The sequence below is a fragment of the Winogradskya humida genome (assembly GCF_016862215.1).
Lineage (GTDB): Bacteria > Actinomycetota > Actinomycetes > Mycobacteriales > Micromonosporaceae > Actinoplanes > Actinoplanes humidus.
The window spans coordinates 1-13,705 of the sequence record NZ_BOMN01000009.1; the positions used below are offsets into that span (position 1 = coordinate 1).

General features: G+C 70.5%; 9 protein-coding genes. 4 read left to right on the plus strand and 5 right to left on the minus strand.

Features of this window, described 5'->3' with window-relative positions:
• Nucleotides 1-704: 704 nt before the first annotated feature.
• Both aroA and leuS read right to left on the minus strand, forming a co-directional pair.
• The gene (gene aroA, locus Ahu01nite_RS02490; protein WP_239158570.1) at nucleotides 705-1,961 is read right to left on the minus strand and encodes a 3-phosphoshikimate 1-carboxyvinyltransferase; all 1,257 of its coding nucleotides are present in this window, start codon (nucleotides 1,959-1,961) and stop codon (nucleotides 705-707) included.
• A gap of 61 nt (nucleotides 1,962-2,022) precedes the next feature.
• Entirely contained in the window at nucleotides 2,023-4,836 is a 2,814-nt protein-coding gene (gene leuS / locus Ahu01nite_RS02495) for a leucine--tRNA ligase (RefSeq protein ID WP_203834707.1), read from the minus strand.
• Between the two features lie 360 nt (nucleotides 4,837-5,196).
• Here leuS and Ahu01nite_RS02500 point away from each other — a divergent pair, with 360 nt between their 5' ends.
• From Ahu01nite_RS02500 to Ahu01nite_RS02510, 3 genes are read left to right on the plus strand one after another with little or no spacing between them, the layout of a single operon-like run.
• On the plus strand, nucleotides 5,197-6,246 hold the full coding sequence (locus Ahu01nite_RS02500) for an AAA family ATPase (RefSeq protein ID WP_203834708.1): 1,050 nt from the start codon (nucleotides 5,197-5,199) through the stop codon (nucleotides 6,244-6,246).
• Between the two features lies 1 nt (nucleotide 6,247).
• Entirely contained in the window at nucleotides 6,248-7,540 is a 1,293-nt protein-coding gene (locus Ahu01nite_RS02505; RefSeq protein ID WP_203834709.1) for a DUF58 domain-containing protein, read from the plus strand.
• 16 nt (nucleotides 7,541-7,556) lie between these two features.
• Nucleotides 7,557-10,022 (plus strand): transglutaminase TgpA family protein, encoded by a 2,466-nt coding sequence (locus Ahu01nite_RS02510; RefSeq protein ID WP_203834710.1) that lies wholly within the window; start codon nucleotides 7,557-7,559, stop codon nucleotides 10,020-10,022.
• Between the two features lie 27 nt (nucleotides 10,023-10,049).
• On the opposite strand, the gene Ahu01nite_RS02515 is transcribed toward Ahu01nite_RS02510, so the two are convergent.
• A complete protein-coding gene (locus Ahu01nite_RS02515; RefSeq protein WP_203834711.1) occupies nucleotides 10,050-10,409 on the minus strand; it encodes a MerR family transcriptional regulator in 360 nt (119 codons plus the stop codon).
• 41 nt (nucleotides 10,410-10,450) lie between these two features.
• Between Ahu01nite_RS02515 and Ahu01nite_RS02520 the strand changes: the two genes are divergently transcribed.
• Complete coding sequence (locus tag Ahu01nite_RS02520; RefSeq protein ID WP_203834712.1) at nucleotides 10,451-11,545, plus strand: alkene reductase; 1,095 nt, start codon at nucleotides 10,451-10,453, stop codon at nucleotides 11,543-11,545.
• 172 nt (nucleotides 11,546-11,717) lie between these two features.
• Here Ahu01nite_RS02520 and Ahu01nite_RS02525 read toward each other — a convergent pair whose 3' ends face one another.
• Nucleotides 11,718-12,104, minus strand: a complete 387-nt coding sequence (locus Ahu01nite_RS02525) for an SCO2097 family morphological protein (RefSeq protein WP_203834713.1) — start codon at nucleotides 12,102-12,104, stop codon at nucleotides 11,718-11,720.
• Between the two features lie 93 nt (nucleotides 12,105-12,197).
• Complete coding sequence (locus Ahu01nite_RS02530) at nucleotides 12,198-13,493, minus strand: DNA polymerase IV (protein WP_203834714.1); 1,296 nt, start codon at nucleotides 13,491-13,493, stop codon at nucleotides 12,198-12,200.
• Between the last annotated feature and the right edge of the window lie 212 nt (nucleotides 13,494-13,705).

Consider the following 13,705-nt stretch of genomic DNA (forward strand, 5'->3'; position numbering starts at 1 on the left):
GGCTCTGGCGTTTGGCCCTGGCCGCCCGGCGCTGGCTGTCCGGCCCTGACTCTGGCGCTCGGGCCATTGCCCTGGTGCCCGGCTCGGGTCTAATTCCGGCGCAACTCTCGATCTCGCGATTCACCTCGGCCCGCAGCCACCAGGCTGTGGGCCGAACACATTCCCGAGACCGCCCAGAGGACGGCTCAGCCAGCAGCGAGACTCCCTCCCCGCCCCAGAGTCAGCCGCGCACAGTCGGGTCAGCCCGCACAGTCAGGTCAGCCCGCACAGTCAGGTCAGCCAGCGCAGTCAGGTCAGCCAGCCGGGCGACGGGTCAGCCAGCCCGGCGACGGGCAACAGTTCAACCGACCGGGCGACAGCTCAGCCGACCGCGCGACGGGGCTGCCAGGATTGACGCATGGTGAGGCTGCCGTGACTAGGGCCTTTGCGGGTGGTCAGATGGTGCGCCAAGGGCGGGTCTGGTGCAACGTTCTGCGACAGCGGCTGTCAAATGCGGAACATCATTTTTTCGCCGATGACATATAACTTTCGCGCGCGTCACCGTGAGAACCGACCTGCTCGCGGAACGTGAGGAGTAAGCCGGCCGGAGCGGCAGGCAAGCAGGCAACCGGCGAGCAGCAGGCCACAGGCAGCGCGCGGCAGGCAGCGCGCGGCAGGCAGTGGGCGGCAGGCAGTGGGCGGCAGGCAGCGCGCGGCAGGCGGGGTCAGGTCAGGGCGGCCAGGTCGGTGAAGTAGGTGGGGTAGGTCTTGGCGACGCAGGTGGGGTTTTCGATTTCGATGCCGGGGGTGCGGAGGCCGAGGAGGGAGAGGCTCATGGCCATGCGGTGGTCTTCGTAGGTGGCGAAGCGGGTGGGGCGGGGGGTTCCTGGGTTGATGGTGAAGCCGTCTTCGTCTTCGGTGGCGTCGATGCCGGCGCGGCGGAGTTCGGTGACCACTGCGGCGACCCGGTTCGTTTCCTTGCCGCGGATGAAGCCGATGCCTTGGACGCGGGTTGGGGAGTCGGCGTAGACCGCTACCGCGGCAAGGGTTTGCGCTGTGTCCGAGATGTCGGCCATGTTGACGTCCACTCCGTGCAGGTGGCCGGCTGAGGTCACCGTCAGGGAGGTGGGGGTGCGGGTGACGGTGGCGCCCATGCGTTCGAGGATGTCGGCGAAGGCTACGTCGCCCTGGAGGCTGGCTGTGCCCAGGCCGTCGATGGTGATGCGGCCGCCTGCGACTGCGGCGGCGCCCAGGAAGTAGGAGGCGGCGCTGGCGTCGGGTTCGATCGCGTAGGTGGTGGGGGTGTAGGCGCCGGCTGCGACGTTCAGGTCGGTGACCTGGGCGCCGAAGGCGATCATCACGGCTTTGGTCATCTCGACGTACGGGACGGAGACCAGGGGTGAGGTCAGGGTGACGGAGAGGCCGTCGCGCATCAAGGGGGCGGCCATCAGGAGGCCGGACAGGAACTGGCTGGAGATGTGGCCGCTGACCGGGACGTTGCCGCCGTGGAGGGGGCCGTGGACGGCGGCGGGCAGGTAGCCGGGCTCGCCTAGCTCCTCGATCTGGGCGCCGACCTCGCGGAGGGCGTCCAGGATCGGGCCGAACGGGCGGGCTCGGAGCTGGGGGGTGCCGTCGACGATGGTGCGGGCGTTGAGCAGCGCAGCGGCGGGGAGGATGAAGCGGGACGTGGTGCCGGACTGGCGGGCGTCGATCAGGCCCGCGGTCGTCGCGGTTGAGGGATCGATTCCGGCCACTGTGAGCGTACGGTTATCCGGATCTTGGTTGATGCCGGCGCCGAGGGCGGTCACCGCGCCCATCATCGCCTGGGTGTCGTCGGCGAAGAGGGCGCCGGTCAGGGTCGACGTGCCCGGGGCGAGGGCCGCGCAGATGAGGGCGCGGTTGGTGATGCTCTTGGAGCCGGGCGGGCGCACCGTGGCGTCGAGCGGCGAGGTCAGCGGGGTCAGTGGCATCACGTCAGGCACCACGGCATTGTGCAGCAGAAAGGGCCCGCAGCCGCGGACCCTTTCTACCAGTTGGGACAAATCAGACGACGACGCTGACCAGCTTGCCCTTGACCACGATCACCTTGCGGGGTTCGCGACCGGCCAGGATGTCGGCCACGGCGTCCAGGGCTGCCGCGCGTACGACATCCTCGGTCGTGTCCGGTGCGACCTCGACTCTGCCCTTGACCTTGCCGTTGACCTGCACCGGGTAGGTGATCGACTCGGCGACCAGCTGGGCCGGGTCGGCGACCGGGAAGTCGGCGTAGGCCAGGGTGTCGTCGTGGCCCAGTTTGCGCCACAGCTCCTCGGCCAGGTGCGGGGCGAACGGGCTCATCATCAGGACCAGCGGCTCGACGGCCTCGCGGGACACCGCAGGCAGCGGGGTCAGCGCGTTGGTCAGCTCGATCAGCTTGGCGATGGCGGTGTTGAAGCGCAGCTCCTCCATGTCGCCGCGGACGCCGTCGATGACGCGGTGCAGCACGCGGCGGGTCTTGGCGTCCAGCTCGGTGTCGCCCACCCGGATGGCGCCGCTGTCCTCGTCGACGACCAGGCGGTAGGCGCGCTGCAGGAAGCGCTGCGAGCCGATGACCGCGCGAGTGTCCCAGGGGCGGGAGGCGTCCAGCGGGCCCATCGCCATCTCGTAGACCCGGAACGTGTCGGCGCCGTACTGCTCCGCCATCTCGTCCGGGGTGACGACGTTGCGCAGCGACTTGCCCATCTTGCCGTACTCCCGGGCGACCTCCTCGTCACCGTGGAACCACTTGCCGTCGCGCTCGACGACCTCGCTCGCCTCGACGGGGAAGCCGCGTGCGTCACGGAACGCGTACGCCTGGATGTAGCCCTGGTTGTACAGCTTGCGGAACGGCTCGAACGAGGACACGTGACCCAGGTCGAACAGCACCTTGTGCCAGAATCGGGCGTACAGCAGGTGCAGGACGGCGTGCTCGACACCGCCGACGTACAGGTCAACGCCGCCCGGGTCGCCCTCGCCGCGCGGGCCCATCCAGTAGGCCTCGTTCGCCGGGTCGACCAGCTTGTCGCTGTTGGCGGGGTCCAGGTAGCGCAGCTCGTACCAGCAGGAGCCGGCCCACTGCGGCATGGTGTTGGTCTCGCGGGTGTACGTCTTCAGCCCGTCGCCCAGGTCCAGCTCGACCTGCACCCAGTCTTTCTTGCGGCTCAGCGGCGTCTCCGGCTCGCTCTCGGCGTCGTTCGGGTCGAACGTACGCGGGGAGAAGTCGTCGACGTCGGGCAGCTCGACGGGCAGCATGGACTCGGGCACGGCGATCGGCAGGCCGGTCTCGTCGTAGACGATCGGGAACGGCTCGCCCCAGTAGCGCTGCCGGCTGAACAGCCAGTCGCGCAGCCGGTAGGTCGTGGCGCCCTTGCCGTGGCCCTGCTCCTCCAGCCAGCTGATCATCGTGGCCTTGGCGTCGGCCACTCCCAGTCCGTTCAGGAACTCGCTGTTGATCGCCGCGCCTTCACCGGTGAAAACGCCCTCGTGGTCCGCGGGGGTCTCGATGGTGCGGATGATCGGCAGGTCGAAGGTCTGCGCGAAGTCCCAGTCCCGCTCGTCGTGACCGGGGACCGCCATGATCGCGCCGGTGCCGTACCCGGCCAGCACGTAGTCGGCGATGAACACGGGCACCTTGGCGCCGTTGACGGGGTTCGTCGCGTACGCGCCGGTGAAGACGCCGGTCTTGACCTTGCCCTCGGCGGTGCGCTCCTCCTCGGTCTTGGCCGCGGCCTGAGCACGGTACGCGGCGACGGCCGCCTCGGGCGTCGCATGCCCACCGGTCCACACGTCCTTGGTGCCCGCCGGCCATGCGCCCGGGACGACGGTGTCGACCAGGTCGTGCTCCGGGGCCAGCACCATGTAGGTCGCGCCGAACAGTGTGTCGGGGCGCGTGGTGAACACCTGGACGGTGTCGTCGCCGTCCATCGGGAAGCCGACGTGCGCACCGCGCGAGCGGCCGATCCAGAACCGCTGCATCTGCTTGACCGGCTCGGGCCAGTCCAGCACGTCCAGATCCTCGACCAGGCGGTCGCCGTACGCGGTGATCCGCATCTTCCACTGCCTCAGCGACCGCTTGAACACGGGGAAGTTCCCGCGCTCGCTGCGCCCGTCCGGCGTGACCTCCTCGTTGGCCAGCACGGTGCCCAGGCCGGGGCACCAGTTGACGGGGGCCTCGCTGACATACGCCAGCCGGAACCCGTCGATCAGCTCGCGGCGCTCCAGACCGGACATTTCGGTCCACGGCTTCTCGGCGGTGCGAGCGCCTGATTCGAACTCTGTGATCAGCTCGGCGATCGGGCGCGCCCTGCGCAGCTCCGGGTCGAACCACGAGTTGAAGACCTGCAGGAAGATCCACTGGGTCCAGCGGTAGTACTCCGGGTCCGTGGTGGAGAAGGAGCGCCGCTCGTCGTACGCCATCCCCAGCCGCCGCAGCTGCCCCCTGTACCGCTCGACGTTCGCCTCGGTGGTGGTGCGCGGGTGGGTGCCGGTCTGCACGGCGTACTGCTCGGCGGGCAGGCCGAACGCGTCGAAGCCCATCGGGTGCAGCACGTTGAACCCGGTCATCCGCTTGAAGCGGGTGTAGGAGTCGGTGCCGATGTAGCCGAGCGGGTGCCCGACGTGCAGGCCGGAGCCCGACGGGTAGGGGAACATGTCCTGCACGTGCAGCTTCGGCGCACCGGCACGCGGGTGCGACGGATCGGCCAGGTCACCGGCCGGGTTCGGTGCGTGGAAAGTGCCGTTCTCCGCCCAGAACTGCTGCCAGCGCGGCTCGATCTCGTTGGCCATCGCGGCTGTGTAGCGGAACGCCGGCACGTCCGCCGCGGTCTCGGACTCGCTCATCGTCACCATCTCGTTCGCGTTTTTCGGGCTCGGCTTCTTGGACACAAAAAAGCCCCCTTCACATGAGGGGGCGCCACGCGGCTTTCGGGAGACCGCGCGGCTAGCTAAGAAGCTGAAAGGCACAAGCCATGCGCAGATGATACCCGTACGCCCACCGCGCTCGCGACCGGTATCGGTGTGCCCCAGTTCGTCGCCAATTCGATATGCGTGTCCAGTTGACTACGTCACGTGTTCATGTTTAAGGCGGGGTCGGCTGGTTGCTGTGACCGGGCTAACCTGTGGGGTAACGGGCGGCGAGCCCTTCGGTTTCCTTTCGGCGTAGCCACGTAGGAAGGAGCTTGAACGACATGGAGGAGGCCCGTGACAACCCCCACCTGGGATGAACCCGGCGGACCGCTGACGAACGATGAGTTCCGTGCCGCGACCGACGCCATCATCGCGAACATCGAACACGTCATCGAAGGCAAAGGCGCGACGGTGCGACTGGCGCTCGCCGTCATGCTCGCCGAGGGTCATCTGCTGATCGAGGACGTGCCCGGCGTCGGCAAGACCATGCTGGCCAAGGCACTGGCCCGGTCCATCGACTGCTCGGTACGCCGCATCCAGTTCACGCCGGACCTGCTGCCCAGCGACGTGACCGGGGTGAGCGTCTACAACCAGGAGACGCGCGACTTCGAGTTCAAGCCGGGCGCGGTCTTCGCGAACCTGGTGGTCGGTGACGAGATCAACCGGGCCTCGCCGAAGACCCAGTCCGCGCTGCTCGAGTGCATGGAGGAGCGGCAGGTAACCGTCGACGGCACCACGTACGAGCTGCAGGCGCCGTTCATGGTCATCGCGACGCAGAACCCCATCGAGATGGAGGGGACCTACCCGCTGCCCGAGGCGCAGCGCGACCGGTTCACCGCCCGGATCGCGATGGGCTACCCCGACCCGCGGGCCGAGCTCGCGATGCTCAACAGCCACGGCGCCGTCGACCCGCTGAACGCCCTGCGCGCGGTCGCGGACGCCTCGCTCGTGCGCCGGCTCATCGCCACCGTGCGCGAGGTGCACGCAGCCGAGGCCGTCCAGCAGTACGCGATCGCGCTGGTCAACGCGACCCGTGAGGCCCCGGAGATCCGGCTCGGCGCCTCGCCCCGGTCGACGCTGCAGCTGCTGCGCACGGCCAAGGCGATCGCCGCCCTCGAAGGCCGCGACTACGTCCTGCCCGACGACCTGCAGGCCCTGGCCGTCCCGGTGATGGCCCACCGGATCATCCCGACCGCGGACGCCCAGCTCAACCGGCGTACCACCGACACGATCATCTCGGAGATCGTGCACCGGCTCCCGTTGCCGCACGACCGGGCCCGCAACCCGTACGACACCCGCGCCAACGGCGACGGACGCGCACAGTACGAGTCGCGGGGCCGCTGACATGCGGGAGGCTATGCGGGGGCTCACCACCCGCGGCCGGTCGTTCCTCGCCGCTGCCATGGCCGCCGCGGTCTCGGCGTTCATCCTCGGCGAGAAGGACCTGCTCCGGGTCGCGATCCTGCTCGCGGCGCTGCCCCTGCTGGCCGCCGCCTACGTCGGGCGCAGCCGGTACAAGCTGGCCTGCACCCGGTCGCTCGAGCCCGGCCGCGCGCCGGTCGGCTCCAGCGCCCGGGTGATCCTGCGCCTGCAGAACCTGTCCCGGCTGCCCACCGGCACGCTGCTGCTCGAGGACCGTCTGCCGTACGCATTGGGCAGCCGTCCCCGCGTGGTGCTCGAACGCCTCGGCGCGCACATGGCGAGCTCGGTGGCGTACACAGTGCGCGCCGACGTCCGCGGTCGTTACCCGGTCGGCCCGCTGGTGATCCGGCTGACCGACCCGTTCGGGCTCTGCGAGCTGACCCGGTCGTTCCCGAGCGTCGACAAGCTCACCGTCATCCCGCAGGTGGTGGCGCTCCCCACGGTGCGCCTCGCCGGGGAATACGCCGGCACCGGCGACAGCCGCGCCCGTTCCGTGGCGGTGCACGGCGAGGACGACGCGGCCACCCGCGAATACCGGCGCGGGGACGACCTGCGCCGCGTGCACTGGCGCTCGACCGCCCGCACCGGCGAGCTCATGGTCCGCCGCGAGGAGCAGCCCTGGGAGTCGCGGGCGACGGTCGTGCTCGACACCCGGCTCTACGCGCATCGTGGCGAGGGCCCGACGGCCAGCTTCGAATGGGCCGTCTCGGCGGCCGCCAGCATCGCGGTCCACCTGCGGCACGCGGGTTACAAACTGCGCCTGGTCACCGGTACGGACATCGACCTCGACGCCGGTGAGATGGGCGGCGAGGGCGCGGTGCTCGACACCCTCGCCGACGTGAAACTGACCCAGGAGGGCGACATCTCGACGCTGGTCGAGACCGTACGGCGCCGCTCCGACGGCGGTCTCGTGATCGGCCTGTTCGGCTCGCTCACCCCGGCCGAGGCCGAGGTGCTCAGCGGGCTGCGCGGCAACGGCGCGACCTGCATCGGGTTCGTCATCGACAGCTCCACCTGGGTGAACATGACACCCGCCGACCGGCAGGACGCCGACCGCCAGCACGCCGCGACGTCCCTCGGGATGGTCCGCAGCGGCTGGCGCTCGCTGCCGGTGGCACACGGCGACTCGCTGGCGGCGCTGTGGCCGTCCGCCGCGCGAGGCTCGCAGGGATTCGCCTACCGCGCGGCCATGGCCGAGACCGTGGCGGGCATGTGATGACGGGAGTTGCTCTTTGACCGGCCGACGACGACTCGGGCTGGTGGCGGCCGCGGCGAGCCTGCTGGCCGCCGCTCCCCTCTCCGCGATCTTCGAGACGTGGACCTGGCTGCTGCAGTGCATCCTGACGGTCGGGCTGGTCGCGGGCGCGGCGGTGCTCACCCGGACGCTGCGCTTCCCGACCTGGGCCCAGGCCGCGGGCATGGTGCTGGTCCTGCTGCTGACGCTGACGTGGATCTTCCCCAGCCACGAGGAGCTGCTCGGGCTGATCCCGACGCCCGCCACGTTCAACCACTTCGGCGAGCTGTTCTCGGAGGCGGGGAACGACACGCGGGCGTACGGCGTACCGGTCCCCAACCGCGACGGCCTGCTGTTCATCGCGGCGCTCGGCATCGGCGCGGTGGCCATCGTGGTCGACATGCTGACCGTGGTGGCCCGGCGTCCCGCGCTGGCCGGCCTGCCGATGCTGGCGATCTACTCCGTGCCGGTCGCCGTCTACATCGACAGCGTCCCGGTCATCCCCTTCATCGTCGCGTCGATCGGCTACCTGTGGCTGCTCGTCGCCGACAACGTCGACCGAGTGCGCCGCTTCGGCCGGCGGTTCACCGGCGACGGGCGTGACGTGGACGTCTGGGAGCCCTCCCCGCTCGCCGCAGCCGGTCGCCGGCTCGCCGTGATCGGTGTCGCCGCCGCCGTCGTCCTCCCGCTGATCGTCCCGGGCCTCAACACCGGCCTGCTCAACCAGCTCACCCAGGTGGGTACGGGCGGCGGCGGCACGGGCGGCGGCCCCGGCAACGGGCGCATCGACCTGAGCGCCACGCTCTCCGGCTTCCTCAACACGACCGAGACAATCCCCTACGTCAAGGTCACCACGGACGAGACCGACCCGTTCTACCTGCGGTTCGGCGTGGCCGACGCGCTCAACAAGGATGGTTTCAAGGCGCGGACCCCCACCGGGCGGCCGATCTCGAACGGTCTGACGAGCCCGCAGGACAACCCGAAGACCGACGGCGGCGAGTACCAGCGCTACCACGCCGACGTCGAGATCACGAACGACTTCACCCAGTCCCTCGCCCCGATCTACAGCTCCACGGTCACGATGGACGGGCTGGACGGCTCGTGGGCGTACGACCAGAGCTCGCAGGTGATCTTCTCCAACCGGACCAACGTCCGCGGCAAGAAGTATTCCTTCGACTACGTGCGCGCGAAGTACACGCCGGACGAGCTGCGCCAGGCCGAGCAGCTGCCCAGCGACGACCCGAACATCGTCCAGTTCACCACCGTCCCCGCCGATCCCACGGTCGAGACCCTGGTGCAGAAGCTGGTCAAGAACAAGGACACCCCGTACGACAAGGTCATGGCGCTGTACAAGTACTTCTCCAAGGAGAACGGCTTCAAGTACAGCCTCACCGCGGCGGGCCCGAACGGCGACGTGTCGGCCATCGACGCCTTCCTGAAGGACAAGTCGGGCTACTGCCAGCAGTACGCCGCGTCGCTGGCCTGGATGGCGCGCGAGGCCGGCATCCCGGCGCGGGTGGCTTTCGGCTTCACCAAGGGCGACACGCGCGACGGCAAGGCGTACGTCCTGACCAACCGCAACGCCCACGCCTGGACCGAGGTCTACCTGGACGGCTTCGGCTGGATCCCGTTCGACGCCACCCCGGCGGCGAGCGTGGCCGGCTCCTCCCGCTCGGCCTGGGCCCCGGACACCGACCAGGTCGAGACGCCCAGCGCCAGCTCCTCGGCGACGGCGGCACCGGGCGCGGCCAGCTCCGCCAACGCGAGCACGGCACCCGGCGCCGGCAAGGACGTCGACGCGGGCGGCTCCGTCACCGGCGACGCCGCCACCGGCTCGGGCTTCTCCACCACCGCCGTGCTGGTCACCGCGCTCATCGCCCTGCTCATCGCGCTGCTCCTGGTCCCCGCCCTGCGCCGGGTCCTGGTCCGCAAACGCAGACACGAGGCCACCGTCCCGACCGTGGCCGCGGCCTCGGCGGGCCCCGCACCACCGGGCAGCCTCGACGTCGTCGTGACCACCGAGGCGGTCCAGGCCCGCGAGGACGCCCACGCGGCCTGGGACGAGCTCGTCGACACGATGCTCGACTACCGGGTGCAGGTCGACCCGACGGAGACCCCGCGGCACACGGCCCAGCGCCTGATCCACGAGGCGGACCTGCAGAATTCCTCCGCCGCCGAGGCCGCCGTCCTGCTGGGCACCGCCGAGGAACGAGCCCGCTACGCCCGCCAGCCCATGCGCGGCGCCGCCCTCACCACGGCCCTCGCCCAGGTCCGCAAGGGCATCGCGGCAACCTCCACCCGCCGCACCCGCCTCACCGCGGTCCTGCTGCCACCCTCGGTGATGCTGCGCTGGCGGCTGGCCATCGGCGAGGCCTCCACCACGGGAATGACCGGCATCAGCCGTCTCCGCGACGTCCTGATCCGCTTCAGCCCCCGCCGCCTGCTGGCCAACCGCGCCCGCTAGGGCCTGCCCGTCACGGCCCGGTCGCTCCTACAGCGGCCGGGCCGCTTCGATGACCTCGTCGAGCACTTCCCGGGAACGCTGCAACGCCGCGATCTGCCCGTCGATCCGGGCACGCTCCACTAGCAGACTGGACACCAGCTTCCCGTCCGCGACGTCAGCCGGGCCACCATCGGCGTCCCGCATGCAGGGCAGCAATTCCGCGATCTTCCCACTGCACAGGCCCGCCGTGTAGAGCTCCTGAATGTGCACCACGCGATCGACGGCGCTCTCGGCATACTCACGATGCCCGCCGGGCGTACGCTCCGCGGTCAGCAGCCCCTGCTGTTCGTAGTAGCGAAGTGACCGCTCACTCACCGCGGTCCGCCGGGCCAGCTCACCAATCCGCATGCTTGATTCTGACACTGATGTCACGTTTTACGGTACGCCCCATGGACCTCTTCCAGCCGTTCACGCTCGGCTCCACCACGCTCACCAACCGCCTGGTCATGGCCCCGATGACCCGCAACCGGGCAGCCGCCGACGGCACCGTCACCCCGCTGATGGCGCAGTACTACGCCCAGCGCGCCACGGCCGGCCTGATCATCGCCGAAGCCGCCACCCCGTCCCTGACGGGCCGCACCTACCCGAACACCGCCGGCATCCACACCGACGCCCAGGTCGCCGCCTGGAGAACCGTCACCGGCGCGGTCGCCGCCCCCATGTTCCTGCAACTCCAGCACGGCGGCCGCGTCGGCCACCCCGCAACCAGCGGCCGGACGCCCATGGCCCCGTCCCCGATCCCCCTCCCCGGCCCGATCCACACCCCCACCGGCCGCGAACCCGCTGTAACCCCGCGCGAAATGACCACCGCGGACATCCGCACCACGATCGACGACTTCGCCGCGGCAGCAACCCGCGCAATCGCGGCAGGCTTCGTCGGCGTCGAGATCCACAGCGCCAACGGCTACCTGCTGCACCAGTTCCTCGCCTTGAACACCAACCACCGCACGGACGCGTACGGATCCGACCGCTCCCGGTTCGTGCTGGAGGTCCTGGACGCGGTCACCGAAGCCATCGGTCCGGACCGCGTCGGCCTGCGGATCTCTCCCGGCAACACCGTCAACGGCATCCTCGACGACGAGGCCCTCTATCCCCACCTGGTCTCAGCGGCGGCCCGACGAAGTCTGGCCTACCTGCACATCGCCCTGGCCGTCCCGGAATCCCCGCTCTTCGCCCAGCTCCGCGCGGCCTGGCCGGGCGCCCTGATCGCCAACCCGCTCCTCCCCCAGGGCAGCATCCCCACGGACGGCGGCCGGCACGCCGCCGAGCAGCTACTGGCCGCCGGGGCAGACCTGATCGCCCTCGGCCGCCCGTTCCTGGCCAACCCCGACCTGGTCACCCGCCTGCAGACCGCAGCGCCCATCACCCAACCGCAGAACCGATACCTGATGTACGTGGGAGGCGCCCGCGGCTACACCGACTACCCCACCTACTCTGCGGAGCCGGCACCAGCATCGGGACGCGACGCCACCCGGCGCGGCTAGGCAAGTCTTCGTGAGCGACGTCCCGGGAAGGGGCACGGCCGGAAGGGGGCGCACATAGCAAGGAGCGGAGCCTCCTAGGGGCTCCGCTGGGCTGCCGCTCGGGATCGGCGGCAGCCGGGTGCGGCGATGGCGGCCGTGCGGGCCGCCACGGGGTTCGCCGGTGGGGCGGGTGTTAGCGGTGGCCTTCCGGGCGTTGGCGCCAGCGGTCCTCGAGGCGGTCGAGGAAGCCTCCGCGGCGGGGTTGGCGGGTGCGGCGGGTGGCGGTGCCGCCGACCGCGTGGAGGTCGGGGGCCTGGCCCTTGCGGCGGCTCTGGACGCCGAAGGCGGCGGCGGCCAGCATCACGACGAAGCCTGCCACGCCTAGCGGCGTGCTCTTGCTCACCGTGCCGTAGACAACCAGTGCTAGACCCAGCACGCCCACGAGGACCGCGACGACGAGGCGCCGGCGGGCGTGGAACCGCGGGTCACTGTTGCGCACAGCCGAGGCAAACTTGGGGTCCTCGGCAAGCGACCGCTCGATCTGATCGAACAGCCGCTGCTCGTGCTCCGAGAGCGGCACGGCATATCCTCCCCGGGCGCATGTCCGGCCCCCCGGCGTGAGTGCTGGCGGGCCGATGGTGCGAGACAGCCGACCGGCTGCCTTACCGCAAGTCTACGAGGGGGTTGGCGGGTCGGAAAGCGGGACGACCGTCGAGTGCGGGTGATTTTCGGTTCTGCGAAGATCGGTTCGTCCCAAAAGACTGGCAGGTCCGACGATGGACCGGCCGAAGCGGGCCGCTACGGCGTCCGCCGCGGCCTCCGCGTCACGCCAGCCGTGCTCGGGTTCTCCCAGCGTGAGCTGCCTGGGAGTGGTCGCCGCGGGGGCGAGGCCCTCGACCCGGACGCCCACGAGGCGGATCGGCTCGGCCGGAGCCAGCACCCGGAACAAAGCCCAAACCGTTTCGAAGATCTCGCGCGTCACATCGGTGCTCGAGGGCAGGGTGCGGGAGCGGCTGACCGTCCGGAAGTCCTCCATCCGGATCTTGATCGCCACCGTGCGGCCGACGTGACCGCCGGCGCGCAGCCGGGCGCCGACCTTTTCGGCGAGGGCGAGCAGGCTGCGCTGGATGGTTGCCGGGTCGGTGACGTCGATGTCGTACGTCATCTCGGCGCCGATCGATTTTTCCTCGTGCTCGGCCACGACGCGGCGGGAGTCGCGGCCCCAGGACAGCTCGTGCAGGTGGGCGGCGGAGGCTTCGCCGAGCGACCCGCGCAGCATCCGCAGCGGGGCGCCGGCCAGGTCGCCGACCGTCTTGAGGCCGAGCCGGTGCAGGTGCTCGGCGGCCCTCTCGCCCACGCCCCAGAGCGCGTCGACGGGCAGCGGGTGCAGGAAATCGAGGACCTGATCGGCCGGTACGACGATCATGCCGTCGGGTTTGGCCCGGGTGGAGCCGAGCTTGGCCACGAACTTGCTGGACGCGACCCCGACCGAGCAGGTCAGCCGCTGCTCCGCGAGAACCCGCTCACGGATGGCGCGCGCGATCCCGGCGGGGCGCCCGAGCAGCCGCTGAGCACCGGCGACGTCAAGGAACGCCTCGTCCAGCGACAGCGGCTCGACCAGCGGCGTCACGTCCCGGAAGATCGCCATGACGGCGCGCGACGCCTCCGTGTAGGCCGAGAAGTCCGGGGGCAGGAAAATCGCCTGCGGGCAGAGTGCGCGGGCACGAGCGCCGGGCATAGCACTGCGTACGCCATATCTGCGCGCTTCGTAGCTGGCCGAACTGACCACCCCGCGCGGACCCGCCCCACCGACCACCACGGGCCTGCCCCGCAGCTCGGGCCGCCGCCGCACCTCGACCGACGCGAAAAAGGCATCCATGTCGACGTGCAGAATCGTGCACCCCGCATCGTCCGCCTCCGCCCCGAACCGCGGATCGAACCCCCGCCCGATTGCTTGACTACGCCCCATAAACCCCACCCCCCATGCCGGGGAGAGTAGCGAGGGGGTCTGACAAAACCCGAGTCCCCACAGGCACGCAACAAAGCAACGCGGCGACTAGCGGGGCTACGACAAAGCAACGCAGCGGGGCTGCGGGCTGCGGGCTGCGGGCTGCGGGCTGCGGGCTGCGGGCTGCGGGCTGCGGGCTGCGGGCTGCGGGCTGCGGGCTGCGGGCTGCGGGC